Annotated in this window: 9 protein-coding genes; 8 read left to right on the forward strand and 1 reads right to left on the reverse strand. The window is 49.6% G+C overall.

The genetic code is table 11. The features are described from left to right. Nucleotides 1-151 precede the first annotated feature (151 nt). The gene (locus BARVI_RS04085; RefSeq protein WP_025278003.1) at nucleotides 152-1,051 is read right to left on the reverse strand and encodes a glycosyltransferase family protein; all 900 of its coding nucleotides are present in this window, start codon (nucleotides 1,049-1,051) and stop codon (nucleotides 152-154) included. Between the two features lie 340 nt (nucleotides 1,052-1,391). Here BARVI_RS04085 and BARVI_RS04090 point away from each other — a divergent pair, with 340 nt between their 5' ends. The 8 genes from BARVI_RS04090 (at nucleotide 1,392) to BARVI_RS04125 (ending at nucleotide 19,204) form a co-directional block, all read left to right on the forward strand. Continuing rightward, nucleotides 1,392-1,982 carry an RNA polymerase sigma factor gene (locus tag BARVI_RS04090; protein ID WP_025278004.1) on the forward strand — a complete coding sequence of 197 codons (591 nt, stop codon included), beginning with the start codon at nucleotides 1,392-1,394 and terminating at the stop codon, nucleotides 1,980-1,982. A 532-nt stretch (nucleotides 1,983-2,514) separates the two neighbouring features. After that, nucleotides 2,515-3,054 carry an RNA polymerase sigma-70 factor gene (locus BARVI_RS04095; protein WP_025278005.1) on the forward strand — a complete coding sequence of 180 codons (540 nt, stop codon included), beginning with the start codon at nucleotides 2,515-2,517 and terminating at the stop codon, nucleotides 3,052-3,054. A 134-nt stretch (nucleotides 3,055-3,188) separates the two neighbouring features. Beyond that, nucleotides 3,189-4,118 carry a FecR family protein gene (locus BARVI_RS04100; protein ID WP_084546982.1) on the forward strand — a complete coding sequence of 310 codons (930 nt, stop codon included), beginning with the start codon at nucleotides 3,189-3,191 and terminating at the stop codon, nucleotides 4,116-4,118. 146 nt (nucleotides 4,119-4,264) lie between these two features. Next, nucleotides 4,265-7,852, forward strand: a complete 3,588-nt coding sequence (locus BARVI_RS04105; protein WP_232214008.1) for a SusC/RagA family TonB-linked outer membrane protein — start codon at nucleotides 4,265-4,267, stop codon at nucleotides 7,850-7,852. A gap of 15 nt (nucleotides 7,853-7,867) precedes the next feature. Further along, nucleotides 7,868-9,559: a SusD/RagB family nutrient-binding outer membrane lipoprotein gene (locus BARVI_RS04110; RefSeq protein ID WP_025278008.1), complete on the forward strand. Its 1,692-nt coding sequence runs from the start codon at nucleotides 7,868-7,870 to the stop codon at nucleotides 9,557-9,559. A 91-nt stretch (nucleotides 9,560-9,650) separates the two neighbouring features. Then, nucleotides 9,651-13,514 carry an endo-beta-N-acetylglucosaminidase gene (locus BARVI_RS04115; RefSeq protein ID WP_025278009.1) on the forward strand — a complete coding sequence of 1,288 codons (3,864 nt, stop codon included), beginning with the start codon at nucleotides 9,651-9,653 and terminating at the stop codon, nucleotides 13,512-13,514. Nucleotides 13,515-14,068: 554 nt separating this feature from the next. Further along, nucleotides 14,069-15,637 carry a LamG-like jellyroll fold domain-containing protein gene (locus tag BARVI_RS04120; RefSeq protein ID WP_025278010.1) on the forward strand — a complete coding sequence of 523 codons (1,569 nt, stop codon included), beginning with the start codon at nucleotides 14,069-14,071 and terminating at the stop codon, nucleotides 15,635-15,637. Between the two features lie 219 nt (nucleotides 15,638-15,856). Continuing rightward, nucleotides 15,857-19,204 carry a beta-N-acetylglucosaminidase domain-containing protein gene (locus tag BARVI_RS04125; protein WP_025278011.1) on the forward strand — a complete coding sequence of 1,116 codons (3,348 nt, stop codon included), beginning with the start codon at nucleotides 15,857-15,859 and terminating at the stop codon, nucleotides 19,202-19,204. Nucleotides 19,205-19,210 lie beyond the last annotated feature (6 nt).

The raw sequence follows: 19,210 nt of genomic DNA on the forward strand, positions 1-19,210 counted from the left end.
CCGCCAGAGAGACGACGATACAGCCCACCCGACAGAGGTCGGTCGCCCCCGCCCGATTATTCTGTTCCTATATATAAACAAGGAGAGAGGCGTGCCCCCCAAAGCGGGACAACCTCTCTCCTGTAATCGTATCTTTTCAGGGATAGAGCAATCAGAACAGTTTGGCAGGATACTCGCCGGCATCCACCAAAGCCTGGATTTTGTCGACTACCGACTGACGGTCGGCGGCATAGGTCACACCGAACCATTTCGACGGCGTGTCGAGTACGGTAACCGTCACCTTACCCGACTGAATGAGGTCGTTGACCAGGAGCGGAATGAAGAACTCGGCCTTGATGTTGCCGGCATTCTCTTTCAGGAAGTTCACAAAATAGTCTTCGGAATATTTGAAATAGTCGGGTGTGAATCCCCACATGTTCATCGACACGGGCGTATTGTCGGGGATAGCCGTCCAGGTTTCACCCTCCTTGAACTTCACCTCGCCGTCGCGACGCTCGATTTGCGTGCGCTCTACGACCGAAGTCAGATGCTTCGAGGCATTCATCTCACAAATGCCGCGAGCCACCGTTCCACTCTCCGAGAGGGTATTACCCACCCGATAACCTACCATGCAGTAGTCGTTTTGCTTACCTTCGAGATTTTTCAAATAGTCGGCCAGAATCGCAAAGCTCTCGCGACCGTAGAAGTCGTCGGCATTGATTACGGCAAACGGCTCCTTGATTACATCTTTACCCATCAGCACGGCATGGTTGGTACCCCAAGGTTTGGTACGTCCCTCGGGACAGGTGAAGCCTTCGGGCAGGTCATTGATTGACTGGAATACCAACTCACACGGGATATGGCCCTCGTATTTGGAGAGAATCTTCTCTCTGAAATCCTGTTCAAAATCCTTACGAATGACAAAGACTACTTTCCCGAATCCGCCCCGCAAGGCATCGAAAATCGAGTAGTCCATAATCGTTTCACCATTGGGGCCGAGACCATCGAGCTGTTTCAAGCCTCCATACCGGCTACCCATACCGGCAGCCAGGACAAAAAGAGTTGGTTTCATAGCTGTTTCTTGTTTTTTAGTTTTCCATGAGTTGCAAATGTAAATATTTTTTATGATAAACCGGTCATGTCGCCCCACTTTTAATCGGCCCACCTCTTCGGTACCTCTCAGCACCCTTCAACGACCCTATCTCCACGCCTTCGACACAATGTCAACAAAACAGATTTGTTCACGACAATAGTGTTAAAAACGAAACGATAGGGCAAAAAAATTCTACTTTTACTTTCCAATTCCAAAAAAAACATCTTTATTTGCACCGAATAATAATTATTGAATCACTCTAAAATAAGATTGCCTATCGACAAAACATTACGCTTGGATTAAAAAAAGAGAGATAGTAATGAACGATTTATTCAATCGCACCGACGAAGAGTTGGTTGCATTGTATGCCGAAGGTAATAATGAAGCTTTTGATGTATTGCTCAAACGTCATCAGGCTCGTACTTTCAACTACATTTTTTATATTGTCAAAGACAAGGAATTGGCCAACGACATCTTTCAGGAAACCTTTGTCAAAGCCATTATGACCATCAAGCAGGGTCGCTATACCGAGAACGGCAAGTTCCCGGCCTGGATTTCGCGCATTGCCCACAACCTGATTATAGACTTTTTCAGACAGGAAAAGGCCGACAACTACATTATCTCGGACAACGAAAATATGGACATTTTCAATCGCAAGGAGTTGAGCGAAGGGACTGTCGAAGATGCTCTTGTACATAGCCAAATAGAGGCCGACATTCGCAAACTTATCAAAGCCCTGCCCCACTCCCAACGAGAGGTACTTGTCATGCGTTATTACAAAAACATGAGTTTCAAAGAGATTGCCGACCGCACCCAGGTGAGCATCAACACCGCCTTGGGGCGCATGCGTTATGCCATTCTCAACTTGCGGAAGATGGCCGAGGAAAACAATATCGTACTGACATTTTAAAAAAAGGGCGTAGACACATAATAAATACGGGAATCTTGACGTTTATCATATACAAACATCAAGATTCGGCCTATGAAGAAAACCTCTACTCCCAAAGACACCATGACAGTACGAAGTACAAAAAACATGCAGCCCTCTGCTTCGACACTTGATTTTATCAGGCAATTTGCCCGGGCTTATACGTTTGACCCCCAATTACCGACCTCATTAGGTGGATTTGTAAATAACTGAACACACAGGGGGGGAGCAATTTTTGCTCCCCCCCTGTGTGTTCAGCGTCTCTACATACTCGGTGCACTCACCCTCCGCACCGACATATATCTTATCAGGCAGAAAAGTTTTTTCAAAAAAATGCTTTTCTGTTTCTTTTTTATCACCCAATTATATTATATTAGCACGGTAATTCCTTTGTAAGAAACAAGGCGACAAAACTCCTAAACAGCTATATATTATTGGGAAAACGAACAACCATAGAAGAAATAACGACTAATATTCCCCTCCAAGAAATAGATATTGTTTAATTCAAAGTTGAATGACATCGATTACAGAAGATAATGACTTTTCCAACATTTTTAGGACGTCTAAAAATGGATTTATCCAATTTGCATACTCCTACCTGGGGAACATGCAAGACGCCGAAGATGTAGTGATGGAGTCGTATATCCAATATTGGGAAAACAAAGACAAGGAGACCTTCCAAGCCACCAATATAAAAGGGTATATTTTCACCATCATCAGGAACAAATGTATCGATGTTCTGGAAGAGCGAAAACACCTGTTACAAAAGAATGAAGAGCTGTACAACCACATGATCGGTGAAATCGAGCTCAACATCTCTTCGCTGAAAGGCTGTGACCCCTCGGAACTTTTCACCAGCGAAATCGAAAAAATTGTACACAGTACCATCGAAACCTTGCCCAATCGCACACGAGAAATATTTTACGAGCGATACCTCGAACAGAAACCCTACAAAACAATTGCCGAAAATTTCGGCATCACGATTAAAGGCGTAGAGTTTCACATTTCAAAAAGCCTGAATATCTTACGAAAAAGCCTCAAAGACTATCTATAACACTATCGGTCTATCAGTTTGCAAATCAAAAAGAATGAAAGTGCAACATTTATAAACATTTTCAAACTTCCATTTAACAAAAAAAACCTATTTTATCACTAGGGATATGGAAGTTTATCAGGTTTATATAATGTATGAAAAAAGAGACATTATATAGGTATTTCGGTAACTGTGCCTCGGAAGATGAGTGCAGAGAGGTTATTACATGGGCTCAATCATCGCCCGACCATCTAAAAGAGTTTTGTCACGAGCGCAACATATATAACGCTATTATATTATCGGCAGGCAACATAGAGCACACACAGTACGATTTCCGACGCCATTACCGCATACAACTACTTCGCATTGCCGCAGTAGTTGTGCTGTTATTGGCTGTCGCATTCGGGAGTTTCTATTTTACGGTAGGCGACCGCATCGTTCCTCTCTATTCGCTCACTGTGCCTGCAGGCAACAGCAACACCTTGCTCCTCCCCGACGGTACCAAGGTATGGCTCAATGCCGAATCCACGATAAAATATCCCTCATCGTTCATGGGGTTGCAACGCAGTATTGAAATTGATGGCGAAGCCTATCTCGAAGTCGCCCACAACCGCTGGCGTCCCTTTATTGTCAACACGCCCAACGGAAAAATCAAGGTCTTGGGAACAAAATTCTATGTCAGCTCGAACAACGAAGAGAAGGATTTCATGGTCTCGTTAATCGAAGGTTCTGTAAAAATTTCGGCCGGGGACAAAAACGCCACACTCAAACCGGGATACCGGGCCCAATTCAAAGATGGAGAATTTACGCAATCGGTAATCCGTTCGCTCGAAACCGAGTTGTGGAAAGACGGCATCTACTATTTCAAGGACAAGTCGTTCGACGAGTTGATGGAGGGTTTTGAAAAATGTTTCGGTGTAAAAATCGAAATTGATAAAGAGATAAAAAGCAGCGAACGGTACACCGGGAAATTCTACCGCTATAACGGAATCCAACATGCCCTGCAAGCACTCCAACACGATTTCAACTTTGACTTCAAGTGGAACAAGGAATACAACACCATTTTAATAAGTTCAAAAAAATAATATAACCCTAAAAAAATCTTTGCCCATGAGAAAATAAGCACACCTTATTTATCCTATCTATATTCCAGAGAAAATAACCCCATTCACAATCTGTTTGAATACCCATAAACACACGTATGTACAAAAAAAGTTTAAAAGCACTAATCATGGCTTTCGCACTGGTTTACACATTTGAAGCCAGTGCCGATGCGTATTCACGCATATCTCTATCCGAGGTCAACACTCCGGTAGAAGATGTCTTGAAAAAAATCGAGAAAGAAGCGAAGTGCCTGTTTGTCATCAATACACAGGTCGACACGCAACGAAAAGTAAACCTAAACGTAAAGAACAAAACGGTGAGCGAGATTCTCGACATCATGTTCAAAGGGACCGACGTATCCTACTCGATACAAAATCCCAACATCATGTTGTCGAGAAGAACGGCTGCCCAGGGACAACCCAAAAGCAGTTCGAACAGTAGCTCTACGGCTCAGGCCAACAGCTCTCGCATCGTAACCGGTAAGGTAACCGACGCTTCGGGTGAAGCACTCATCGGCCTTACAGTAAAAGTAGCCGGCACAAGTGCCGCTACCGCGACCGACATTGACGGAAACTACTCCATTAAGGTTCCCGCAGGCGGCAGCGAACTGGAATTCTCCTATATCGGCTACCAAACCGTCAAACACCCCATCGGCGGGAAGGACAAAATCGACATCGTAATGAGAGACAACACCAAACTGCTCGACGAGGTTGTCGTTACCGCCATGGGTATCGCCCGCAAGGAAGAGACCCTCTCCTACTCCACACAAACCGTGGGTGGCGACGAACTGACCCGTGCCAAAGAGGCCAACCTCATCAACTCGCTGCAAGGCAAGAGCGCCGGTCTGGTCATCACACCTAACTCGGGTGGTGCCGGTGGTGCCTCGAAAATCCTGTTGCGTGGTAACGCCTCCATGCTGGGTAACAACTCGCCGCTGATTGTAATAGACGGTGTGCCCATGCAGAACAGCGTAAACGGACAGATGGATATGGACGGTGGTGGCGCCACGATGATGGCCGACGGTTCCAAAGAGTCCAGCGACGCCCTCTCGCAACTCAACCCCGATGACATCGAATCGATCACGGTACTGAAAGGTGCCAACTCGGCTGCCCTGTACGGTAGCGCCGCTTCGAACGGTGTACTGATGATTACCACCAAGAAAGGTAAAGAGGGTCAGTTGCGCATCGATGTATCGAGCAGCACCACCTTCGAGACCCCGCTCGTATTGCCCAAATTGCAGAATGCATATGGTGCACAGATGTCGGGCTCGGTAGATAACGGCTTCTCGATGAACTCCAACAGCTGGGGTCAACGCATGAACACCCTGGGCGACGAGTACTACGACACGGCCAACTCGCCCTACCACCTGACCCGTAATGCCTACAATATCCGTGACTTCTACCAACTGGGTACCAATTTCAACAACTCCATCTCGTTGAGTGGTGGTACAAAAGTGGTTCAGACCTATTTCTCCTACGGAAATACGACGGCCAACGGTATTGTCGAGACCAACAAGTTCGAGCGTCACAACATCTCCTTGCGTCAGAGCTTCTCGTTCTTCAAGGACAAACTCAAATTCGACATCTCGGCCAACTACATCAACCAGAGGACCAAGAACCGTCCTACCGGTGGTACCTTCTTCAACCCCATCTACCAGCTCTACACCTCGCCGCGTAACCTCGACATGAACTGGTATCGCAAGAACTACTACGACACCAACGCAACGTGGACCTCAAACCCGTACAGCTACATCGTATCGCAAACGGGATCCGACGGTCTGCCCATCTCGGTCATTCAATCGGGTAAGACCTCGACCCTCTCCGACCCCAACTACGGTAAGCAAGTATGGTACTCCGACAACATCAACCTCAACAACCCATGGTGGTTGCTCAACCGCATGACCAGCGAAGAGGTTATCAACCGTACCTTCGGCAGCATCACCGCCAACTGGCAGATTATTCCCGAACTCAACCTGCAAGCCCGTATCAAATACGACTACAACGAGCGTAACGACGAGAACCGTCAATACGCCACCACGTGGGGTAACGCCGAAATGATTGACCGCGGTCGTCTCATTCTCGACCACACCAAATCGCAAGACTTCTATGGCGATTTCATGTTGAGCTACAACAAGCAGATACAAGACTTCACGATCGGTGTCAACGCCGGTGGTAGCATGATGAACTCGTCGTACGACCAATGGATGATTACTCCTATCGCCAAATCGGGTGCCCCCAATACCGAGGACCTCTCGTGCAACCAGTTCGTCCTCTCCGACATCTACATCAGCAGCAGCGACAACTACGGGGGCCTCACCACCAAGAACTGGGAGCGTGCCATCTTTGCCACCGCACAGGTAACCTGGCAAGACAAGGTAACCGTCGAGGGTAGCTACCGCGACGACTGGTACCGCGCCTTCACGCAGTTCAAAGACATGGATCCCCACTTTGCCTACTACTCGGCAGGTGCTTCGGCCCAGATGAACAAATTGCTTACCTTGCCCGACCAGATCAACGAATTGAAACTCCGTGCCTCTTACTCCGAGGTAGGTAACTCGATTCCCAACAACCTCTTCCTGGCATCGGCTTCCCGTAATCCGGCTACCGGAGCCTACATCAGCAGCGCCATCATCAACTTCAAGAACCCCAAACCCGAGACGACCCAGTCGTTCGAGGCCGGATTCGACGTCAGCCTGCTCGACCGTTCCATCTCCCTGCAAGCCACCTACTACAACGCCATCATGAAAAACCAGTTCATGAAATACCAGGGCGCTGCCGGTAAAGAGATCTACATCAACGGTGGTAAGGTGCGCAACCAGGGTGTCGAACTGACCGCGTCGTACATCTTTGCTCCCAACAACGATTTCAGCTGGATCACCACCTTCAACTACGCCTTCAACGACAACAAGATTCTTACCGTAGCCCGCAAACAGAACGGTCAAAAATATATCCACGAGATTGACCTGGGTAACCTCAGCGGTTTGAAGATCAAGTTTGAAGAGGGAGGCTCCTATGGTGACCTTTATGCCGTAGGATTCATGAAGCGTGATCCCAATACGGGCGAAATCATCACCGACCCCAGTAAAGATGGCGACGTCATAGTCGATCCGCAGACCGGTGCTCCCTTCAAGCTCAACGGCCAGGCCAACGAATACCTGGGTAACATGAATGCCAAGCACACGCTCGGTTGGGCCAACACCTTTAACTACAAGGATTTCTCGTTCTACTTCCTCATCGACGGTAAAGTAGGCGGTAAGGTTATCTCCTTCACCGAGGCTTATCTCGACTACTTCGGTACCTCGCAACGCACGGCCGAGGCTCGTGACTATGCCCTGGCCAACGACCTCTATTGGACTTCGTCCGACGGAGCCGTAACCAAGCCGGGTATGTACATTCCCGGGACCAAACAAGTGGTTCCCGTAGATCAATACTACCAGACTATCGGTGGCGGATCGCCCGTAGGTCGCAACTATGTATACGATGCCACGAACTTCCGCCTGCGCGAAATCTCGCTGGCCTATACCTTCCGCAACCTCTTCGGCCCGAGCAAGAACCTCACGGTTTCGGCCAACGCCCGTAACCTCTTCTTCCTGTACCTCGACGCCCCCATCGACCCCGATACCTCATTGAGTACGCAAAACGCTCTGGGCAATGTCGATATCTTCAGCATGCCTACCACCCGCTCGTTCGGCATCTCACTTAAAGCATCATTCTAATCGAAAGGTAACATTATGAAAAGAACAATATATTCATCAGTATTTGCGTTAGCCGCAGCCGTTACGATGGTAGGATGCGGCGACCCCCTGCTCGATGACCTCAACTCGAATATCGAGGTGGGCTCGGGCGATCTCGCCGTAGCCGCGACTTATGACCAGGCAGCCGGTATGTTCCTCACCGCCCAACAAAAGATGCACGATGTAGGAGCCGCTAACGGAGCGCACGTGTATCAGGTGCAGTTCAACATTCACATCGACAACTACTCGGGCTATCTGGCCGGTACCCAGAATTTCAGCGGTAACCTGCCTTCGACCTACCGCTACTTTGCCCAATATTGCGACGGTCCCAAAGCCAGTTTCTTCCTGGTAGCCCAAGCCGCTCTGCCCGTGATGCGGTCGGCAGCTCAGCTCAATCTGAAAGAGATTGGTGCCATGTGTAACATCATGTACTGCTTCTCGGCCCTCGAACTCTCGGACGTCTACGGCCCCTTCCCCTGGACCGACTACAAGAATGACAAACAGGAACCGCCCGTTACCTACGAGCCTATGGACCAAATCTACGACTCCCTCTTTGTCAACCTCAAAGATGCCGGTCAGATTCTGAAAGACTTCTCCTCAACCTCACAAGAGCATCAGGATTCCATTAACGAGATTTTGACCAAATATGACAAAATCTGCGGTAGTGTAGATACGTGGCGCCAATTCTCCAATTCCATTCGCCTGCGTATGGCAGTCCGCATGAGTAATGTAGATCCCGACCGGGCCAAAACCGAAGCCGAAGCCGCCATCAGTGATGGATTGATTTCCAAGAATATCGAATACAATACGATGGTAGTTTCGGGTAACAGTCACCCCTTGCAGTTCATTGCCAACAACTGGAACGATACCCGGTTGAACGCTTCGCTCGAAAACATCATGAAGCGACTCAAAGTACCCTACATGGATCTGATCTTCACCAAAAACAGCGGTGATATCTTAGATGAAGATGGAAATGTAACCATGGCGGCCAACTCGGAGATTGTCGGTGTGCGTACCGGAATACAACTTACACCCCGCGACGACAACAACCAATATGTAAAATATTCGAGTGTAACGACGAATTACGCCAACTACCCATTGGCCATCTTCAAACTCTCGGAACGTCATTTCCTGGAAGCCGAGGCCAATCTCCGCTGGGGTATCGGGACCAACTACCTGATGGCCTACACCTTCGGCATTCAAGCCATGCTTAAAGAGTACAGCATCGAAACCGGAGGTACCGAATTCAGTAACTATTACACCCAAACCACAGCCGATACTTCGATCGATTATGTCGATCCGCACAACGAGCGCAACAACCTCAAAGGTTTGGTCACCATCGGTGTAATGCTCGGCAACGAGGATAAGAAGACCATACTCGAAAAGATTATTACTCAAAAGTGGCTGGCACAGTTCCCCATGGGCCTCGAAGCCTGGAACGACCTGCGTCGTACCGGTTATCCCCGAATCTTCCCCACCAACGACTTGGGTGACGGTTCGCTGGGCAACGGCTTCATGATTCGCCGTATTCCCTGGAACATGACCGACGCCTCAGCAGCTGCCGATGTAAACACTACCGGTGTTCCTGCATTGGGAGGCCCCAACCTGATGGCAACCCCGTTGTGGTGGGACGTAATTGACCCTGCCGGACTGGGTGACAACCGTCGTTGGGAAACCGGAGGCGAATAAATACACCACGAGAACGGTCGTGCTTGCATGACCGTTCTCTAAAATACAGACTCTAAATTTCATCTATTTACTCATTAAAAACAAAACAAACATGAAAACACCCAAATTACTACTATCCGTGTTGTTATGTATGGCCATGATGGGTAGTTACGCCCAAAACGTACCGACACACGACAAGTATGTAGAACTCTTGCCGACTAAAGTAGTCCAAGAGGGTGACCCGAAGGAAGACAAAACTGTCTACCTCGATTTATTCGACTACTTTGTAAACTGGGAGCCCGGGACCAAACTGTCGGAAGATGAGAATTTCTACATCGGCCGTGTACCCTTGAAAAAACGTTTCGAAAATGCACAAACGCAGGTCGATCCCACGATGACTACCGAGCGTCAATTCTGTATGTGGACACCTATGGGTATCTCCGACACCTACTGGCAATCGCTGCCCCGCTATGTATTCGACGGCGATAACTTCAGCATGTGGTCCTATGTCGACTACCAAGGCGGCTGGTCGCTCCCCATGGTCCGTGTACCGGGTGCATACAGCGATGTGACTCACCGCAATGGTGTAGCCAACTGCGGCGGTGTCTTGTTCGTTGACGGTTCAAATGGCGACGTTCGTCCCCGTCAAACCTTGTCTCTGCTGGTTACCCAAGAAGGTGGAAAATTCAAATGGGCTGAAAAATTCGTCAAATTCCTCCGTTACTACGGCCTTGACGGTATTGGATTCAACCCCGAATCCTACGTACCCGATGCAGCCAAGTTGCAAGATTTCTTCATTGCCTGTCGTGAAGAGGCCGAAAAGATTGGCTGGCAATTCCACGTATATTGGTACGGAACCAATACCAATGAAGGAAATGTGAACTTTGGACATGAATTCACCTCAAACAAAAAAGACTGGTTGTGGAAAAACAACAAGCAGGTTACCGACATGTACATGCTCAACTACGCATGGGGTACCGAAGGTAACACAGCCAAAGATTCTGAAAATTATGCCAAACAAATCGGCGCTGATCCCTTTACGATTTTTGCCGGCTACGATATTCAAGGCAACTGGTTGGGCCGCGGTCCCTGGTCGCAACTGAAAAACGCCAATTTGTCGATTGCCTTCTGGGGCAACCACACCACCGACATGATCTATCAGAACTCCTCCGAGTTCGGTTCGGGCGACGAAGCCGTACAAAATACCTACCTCGAAAAACAAGAACAGGTATTTTCGGGGGGTAACCGCAACCCGGCCAAACGCCCGGCCATCAAAGACGGTCTGACTCAATCGAGTGAGGCTGCTATGAAACAATTCCACGGCATCGCCGAGTTCCTGCCGGCCCGAAGCGTACTGCAAGAGCTCCCCTTTGTTACCCGCTTCTGCCTGGGTAACGGTAAAACCTTCCGCGACCACGGTGCCGTCACCTTCGACCACAAGTGGTTCAACGTGGGTGTACAAGACTACCTGCCCACCTGGCGCTGGTGGATTACCGACAACAACAAGAACGTGCCTGACGACGCTATCGAATGCGGATTCACCTTCGATGACGCTTGGTATGGAGGCTCGGCCATGCGCATGAACGGTGCCACGACCGTGTCAAACGTACGTCTGTTCAAGACCAACTTCAACGTATCGGGCGAAGACAAAGTGTCGATGACCTTCAAACTGAAAAGTGGAACCGACACCCACATGAAACTCTTCTGGTCGTTTGTTGGCAGCGAGAACACCCTGCACGAGCAGGCCATCACCTCGACCAAGGCCGGCGAATGGGAAACCATCGAAGCCAAAGCCTCTGAAATCGGTATGACGGGTAACGTAGCCCTCATCGGTTTGAAATTTGAAAACACCCCGGCTACCTACGACATCTACATCGGTGAGATGTCTATCATTCCCAACAAAACCTACTCGCCGGTTCAACCCACAATCAACGAAACGGCAAATATCTTGAAAAAACGCACCTACAACTCGATCGACTTCAAGTTCAGCTGGGAATGCGAATCGCCCAAAAACGATGCCGACCCCTATATACCCGTTTATAACGAAGATGTAGACACCTGGTATTTCGAGGTATATGTACAGGCCGAAGATGGCGATCCTGTCCTCTGCGGTACCACCTCGTCGTGGGCCCACTATGTAGTAGGAGCTCCCGTATCGGCCAACAACGAAGTGACCGACTATCGCGTGGGCGTATGTGCCGTAGCTCCCGACGGAGTCACCAAGAGCCCCATCACCTGGTCGAATTACATGACCTGCGATTTGACTATTGTAGACGGTATCGTATGCAACAAAGCCGTGATCAAAGCCGGTGAAGAGTTTACTCTCTCGCTCATCGACCCCAACCAAAGTGCTCCCATCTGGTGGCGTATTTTTGATGCTACAACAGGTAACGAAGTAGGCATGCAACCCGGTGGAACTTCCTTCACCACATCGCTCTCGACCGAAGGTTACTATGATGTAGAGTTGTATACCAGCGACACCAGATTCCTCAAATACCGCGGCTATGTACAAATCTCGCCCGAGAGCACAGGAGCCATTCCTTCGATTACCGACTTTACCGCCTCGAAGACCAACGTGACCAGCCCCGACGATGTCGTTACGCTGAGCTACACAGGCAAAAAAGGCGAAGGTACCGTATCGCGCGGATTGCGAATCGAAGACCCCTATGTATTCCGTATCCCGGCCGAATTCCTGCCGATGTCTCAAAATCAATACACCATCGGTATGTGGATTAAACCCGAAAAATTCACCTATGCCAAACAGGGTATGACACTCATGGGTCAAAGAGACTTGAATATTTCTTGGCCGGACAACAACTGGGGAGCCTTCTGGCTTGATGTTTGGCCGGCAAAAGCAAAAGCCTATAACAATATCGATCTTCCCGCCAATACGGTTTCATTCACCATGTGGGGAGATGCAGGCCGTGGATTCCACGATCTCGATATTCCTGTAAACGGAGCCACGAACCCGCACGAGAATCCCAACCTCTCTTGCTGTACCGATGGCCGGTTCGCTGGCACAACGGCTGAATCGTATAGCCTCTCCGAAGGACAATGGACTCATATCCTGATTTCCTACGACGGTAGCAAACAACGCATCTATTTCAACGGAAAGAAAACGGGTGAATACGAAAGACCCAAGTTGTCATATCGTCAAGTAAACGGCGGTTCCATAACTGTATCGAAAGCTCCTATCTACATTGGTGGTTCGCGTGTGTACTACGCCGGATTTGTCGGAGAAATCGACGATGTACAGATATGGCACAAAGCCCTGAGCGACAGCGAAGTGGTAGAAGCCATGAAGGGTTACGACGGCAAGACGATCCCGGCCGAACTGAAAGGTTACTGGACGTTCGAAAGCGATAACTACAATTCGGACGACTTCACCTTTACCAACAAAGGTTCATTGAATACCAGCGCCAAGGCTGCCTACATTGAAACGACGGGAACCGGCGGTGAAAATACCTCTTCCAACGGAGAGAAACTCCTCCCTGCCAACATCAACGTAGAGGGTAACCCCGCCATGTCGGGTACACTGCCCATCACTACCACCTCGACCTTCACCATCCCCGATGTCGAAGTGGCCAACAGCGATGACCAAGCTACCGTTTCGTTCAACAAGAGCGGCAACTACGATGTTACCCTCACGCTGGCCAACGGCTGGGGCTCGGACACGATGACGAAAAAGGAATATATCGTTGTGGTAGTTCCCGATGCTATCGAAGACAACTTGGTAAATGACCTCAAAGTATACCCCAACCCCTTCATCGAAAATGTAAATCTGCAATTCGCTGCCGATGGCAACTATGTAATCGACATCTTCGACGCTCAGGGCCGCAAGGTTACCTCGAAAACTCATCAGGCTATGGCCGGCGAAATCTGCACGCTCACAGTCAATGAGGCCCAAGGTGTTTACTATGTAGTCATCTCGAAAGATGGCAAACGTGTAAAAGCTCTCAAAGTGGTAGCTGAATAATGTAATCTCAATTCCTCCGCACCTCGTGTGCGGAGGAATCTTCTCGATATCATTTCATTTATCGTTTAACTAAATTTATCAGTATGAGAAAAATTTATCTCTTATTGCTCGCGACTCTGCTAGGCGGGGCCCTGGCAAATGCGCAAAACCCACTCGAAGGATATGAAGCTCCTACGTTTAGTAAGGAAGGAAATTGTGGAAATATTGTATCATTCTCTACTTCGGGTGCTTTGGAAGATTTAACAAATGTCTCTATTCCTAAAAAACCTAATGGAAAAATCCAACAAGAACTTTTAATAGCTCCAAATGCAACTGTAACATTAACCTTTAACATCAATTCCACTTGGGGTAAATTTGCTGTATTTTCCGATGCGAATAGTTCTAAATCAATGGAGCGACTCATCTTTTGTGGAAACGCAAATAAAGGAGGATTCGCAAATGAAAATGGTGTTACCGTATATAAGGAGGATACCGAAACCAAAGTATCATCAGGGACATTACCCACTATCACAATTCCTGGAGAAGCAGAGGAAGGTACGGTTTATTGCTTGCGTATGATGTTTATCGGAGCAGAAACAGCACCAGAGAATCCGACCTACAATGGTAATTACACAGAAGGTACTTACTATGACGTAAAGATTACCGTAAAATCGAACATTCAAAGATATGCCATCAACTTTACCGCACCCGAGAATGGAACGCTCTCGATCAAAAACGGCGCAACCGCCATTACCTCAGGTGAAGAGGTTGCCGAAGGTACTATCCTGACCGTATCGGCTACCCCCAACAGCGGCTACGAACTGGTTGCCGTAAAGAATAATGGCGAAATCTTCCCGAACTCGACTTATGCGGTAACCGCTGCTGCAAACTTTACGGCCGAGTTCAAACAACTGGCTACCGAGGGCGAAGCCATGCTGATGTCGGCTCCCGGCTATGGAACCGAAGAGGCTCAACTGCGATTCAGCGATACGGCTCTGGGGTCACACAATACCAGTGAGAATCAGGTATCGAGCGACCAACGTTCGCGCAACTACACCTTCTCGGCCTGGGTTTCGCCCATGGGCTACAACGGTGTCTTCATGGGTCACGTACAGAACAGCATCACCTGGAATGTAGAAGGTTCATATGGTATCGGTGTACAAAACGGTAAACTGGCTGTATGGTATCGTTACTGGGACGGCAGCTCAACGGGTTGCCCCGGTGCTTCGGCTCCTGCCGTATCGGAAACGACCACGCTCTATCCCGGTGAATTTGCCTTCATCTCGCTGGTAACCAGCAACGACGGCAAGAACTTCAAAGTGTACAAAAATGGCGAAGAGGCTATCTCGCAAGATGTAGAACAAGGTGGTCTGGCTCTGCTCTACGATGCCTGCGACTTTGCTATCGGTGACTCGAAATACAACCAGATGGCCTCGAAAGTAGAGGAAGTTCAACTCTGGAACCGCACCCTTACTCCCGAGGAAATCAAAACCTCGATGTATGGCTACAACGAAATGCCCGAAGGTCTGGTAGCCTACTACCGTCCCGAATCGGCTACGGGTACAACCGTAGACAATCTGGCCGGTGATGTAGACGCTTACTACCGTGCAAACAACAGATCCGGGGACTCCGGAGAATTCCCCATGGCTACGGCCATTCAAAAGACCAACGGTCGTGAAACGGTAGAGGTAACCTACAACACGCCCGAGGAGGAAAATGCCGCTTACACGCTGCAACGCTATGGTGTAGACCTGACCGCTTCGCCCGCTCCCGTAAAAGTATACAGTAACCTGTATGCCGTAAACGGAAGTGACTCGTATGAAATCAGCTCGATTACCGTCGACGGTACTCCGCTCACCAACGTAACCGACCCGATTCAAGTTGCCACAAGCCCCGTTAAGGTAGACGTAGTCTTCAACCTGGCTTCGGGTATCGAAGAAGAGGTTGTTGCCGAGCCCATCTACTACAACAACAACGTGCTCTATATGCCCGAAGGTGCTACCGCAGTTATCTACAACCTGCTGGGTACTGTCGTAGCCGAAGTAGCCGAGCCCGCTGCCAACCTTGCTCAACTGCCTGCCGGTATCTATCTGGCCAAGGTTTCGAAGGACGGCAACCACACGATCATTCGTTTCAAGAAATAATCAACCCCTTTGTCATGCACCCCGTACCCGTACTCTCGCGAGTGCGGGGTGCTTTTCTTCAAAAACAGATACCCCAACCGATCGGAGGGAAAAGTTCGATCGACTGATTTGCCAAGTAGAGCTATTCTACTTCAAACATGAAAAACAAAACCACACGATATCAAAGCCACAGAAAAACGCTCCTCCACTGAAAAAACGCCTTTATAATAACTTTTAGCGATGAGAAAACTATTTACGCTATTTACTTTATACTGCCTGTCGGGACTATTTTTTTATAGCCAAGCCCAAACTTATACCATATACCCTACCCCTCAAAAAGTCGTAGAAGGAGATGGCTCGGTCGAACTCTCCAAGACGATTAACGTCATCTGCGAAAGCACCATCGGCGAAGTGAGCCGCAACCGCATGAAAGAGGTACTGGAAAATGCAGGATACACGATCAATTATGTCGACGAAGCATCGCAAACCGTAACCAACCTGTATATAGGCACCAGCGGATCCGAAGGGGTTGCCGCTCGATATGCCGCCGACAACAATCTGCCCCTTACCGTTTTTGAACCGGGCGACAACAAGTTCGACCCCTATCTGCTTCAAATCAACAATCTGCACCCGCATGGCGACATCGTCATTTTGGGCAACGACAAAGGTTCGGAATATTATGCCTTTGCCACCCTCGAACAAATTTTCGAGCAAGCCGACGGAAACACGGTCCGTCAAATTACTTTTGAAGACTATGCCCACACACAATATCGGGGAATCGTAGAGGGTTTCTACGGCCACCCCTACTCGGTTGAAAATCGCATCAGCCTTTTTGAATTCTGCAAACGGTTCAAGATGAACGTATTCGTCTACGGTCCCAAATCGGACCCCTACCACCTGGGCAACTGGCGCGACGACTACCCCACCTCGCTCACCGAACAGGAGCGCTTCTTCGGCATGATAACCCAAGACGACCTGAAACAGATGACTGCCGCAGCCAAAGCCTGCCACGTCGATTTCATCTGGGCTGCTCACCCCGGGTTGCAACAGCCCATCAGTTTCTCCAACATAACAGCCATGGACCAGGGTATCGACGCCCTCATGACCAAATTTGACCACCTGTACAGTCTGGGAGTACGTGGCTTCGGCGTATTCATCGACGACATGAGCTACACCCCCTCGGGCGACATGCAGGCACACCTGGCCGACGAAACGCAAAAGAGAATACGCGAACGTTACACGACCGACAATCCCGACGACGAAATCGCCCCTCTCTTCTTCGTCCCTACGGCCTATGCACTGAATTACCCCGGCTCTTATACATTATCCAGTCTGAACAGTATCGACAGCGAGGTGGTCATCGCCTTCACCGGGTATGACTGCTTCTCCAACATACGCCCCTCGTCGATCGACGACATGGCCGGCCGCGTGGGCCGCAACCCCGTCATGTGGTGGAACAACCCCGTGAACGACGACCACGACGAACGCATCTACATGCGCGAACTCACCACCCACTGGACCATCGAATCGCCGGGAGCCATCAACACGCTCAACGGCCTTATCCTGAACCCCATGAACCAGGCCCAGGCCTCGAAAGTGGCCCTCTTCGGTGCAGCCGATTACAGCTGGAATCCCGTCGCCTTCGATGTACACCAGAACTGGGACGATGTATTCGCCCGCCTTGCCCGGCACGGCGATACGCAAACGGCCGAAGCCTTTAAATGCTTTGCCCGCTTCTCCGACGCGCTGGTCGAAGACGACGACATGATTGCCCTCTACGAAGGGTTCAAGGCAAATTTTGGCGGGGAGACCTTCCCCAAAGAGGCCGCTCAGTTGCACACCGAGTTGGAGAAACTCAACCAGGCTTGCATCTATATTGAAAGCCTGAAAGGGAGTGCCGAACGGGATTACCGGTTGATGTACGAAGACATTCGCTGCTGGAATGCCAAACTCAAAACACTTTCGACCATCGCACTCGACGCCCTCGACATGCTCGAGCAGGGTAACAACATGTCGCGAGCCGAAGGGTGGGAAAAATACATGCGGTTGAAAACACTCTACACCGGTATGCACTCCGACTCGACCTACCTGGTAAGTGCCCTCGAAGACTATGGAACCTCCACTTACGAAAAACTCTACGAAGTCACCCCGGGCGACAGCTATTTGCGCCCCTTCACCGATTTCCTCATCGAGAAGGTAGGGAACAAAGTACCGGGAGAGTGGCCCGAAAAGGATAACCCGCAAGTCATCACCAATATCGACAACCTGCAAGGGGTAGAACTGACCATCGAGGAATCGAGCTTCACATTGAGCGGACTGAACTCCACAGAACTCGATCCCGACCAATACATAGGTATCTACTTCGGCAACCTCGAAAAAATTACCCTTCCCGCTACCGATTTCAATACGGGTATCGCGGTCGAGATCTCGGAGAATGGTAAACAGTGGACTACCGTGCAACTGCCCGTTGAACAACAAAAGGCGGCTTATGTACGGATTAAAAACACCTCGAACACTATGGTTACCGCCGGTAGCAACCAGTTGACCGGTACCTGCCTCTTCTCTACGATCAGCAGTACCCCCACGGTATCGACCAACATGTCGCAATATCAGAACTATGCCATCGAACGGGTAATCGACGGCAACCCCAACTCCTATTTCTGGAGCAGTACTTCGCAGACCGAGGGAGACTATATCCTGCTCACCTACCCCACCTCGCAGCCTCAATACGAGATTACCATTACCTTTACCGATAACGACCAGATTTCAGGTACAGCCGCTATTGAGGTATCGAACAATAACACCGAATGGACCCAGATAGCCGAGTTTAATAGCGACTATCTCGACGCGAACCGTTCGTTCACCTGCAATGCCGACGGGCTCTCGGCCCGCTATGTGCGGTTTATCATTCGCAACGTCACCGGCGGATACTGGCTGCAAGTAGCCGAATTCAAATCGGAGATAGCCTCGAAAGATACCCAGACAACCGACCAGAACGGAGTCCAGATAGCCACCCTCTCCGACAAGGACCTCACGACCGGCTATCAGGCTGTCACTGCCGGTTATATCGAACATCATTTTATCGAAAACCTCAACATCGAGTCGATCGAGATTTTCCACAACACCACGTTCGACAGCCGGTACGAACTTCCCAAAATCTATGTTAATGACGGTACCGAATGGCTTGAAATGGGTCATCTCGACTCCCCCTGCACCATACTCGACACCCACGAGATGAAACTGGTTACCGCAGTCAAAATCGAATGGAACGCAGAGAATATTCCTGATTTGTACGAAATCCTGCCCTGTGGCACGCCTTATGTCGAGAAAGACGAAACGTCTACCAGCATCGAGGAGATTGGAACCTCAGGCATAAAACTCTATACACACGACAACCAGCTGTATGTACAGGCCGGCAGCCCCATCACGAACCTTGCGCTGTACGATCTGTTCGGCCGCACGGTAGCACAGGCTACCCCCCACAGCACCCAGGTTGAGATGACTCTCGGCAGCAACATGCCCCGGGTACTCATCGTGCGAGTAACCGACGATGCACAGGAGGTCTCGATTCACAAAATCGTGTGGTAACGAATA

Source organism: Barnesiella viscericola DSM 18177, assembly GCF_000512915.1.
GTDB lineage: Bacteria > Bacteroidota > Bacteroidia > Bacteroidales > Barnesiellaceae > Barnesiella > Barnesiella viscericola.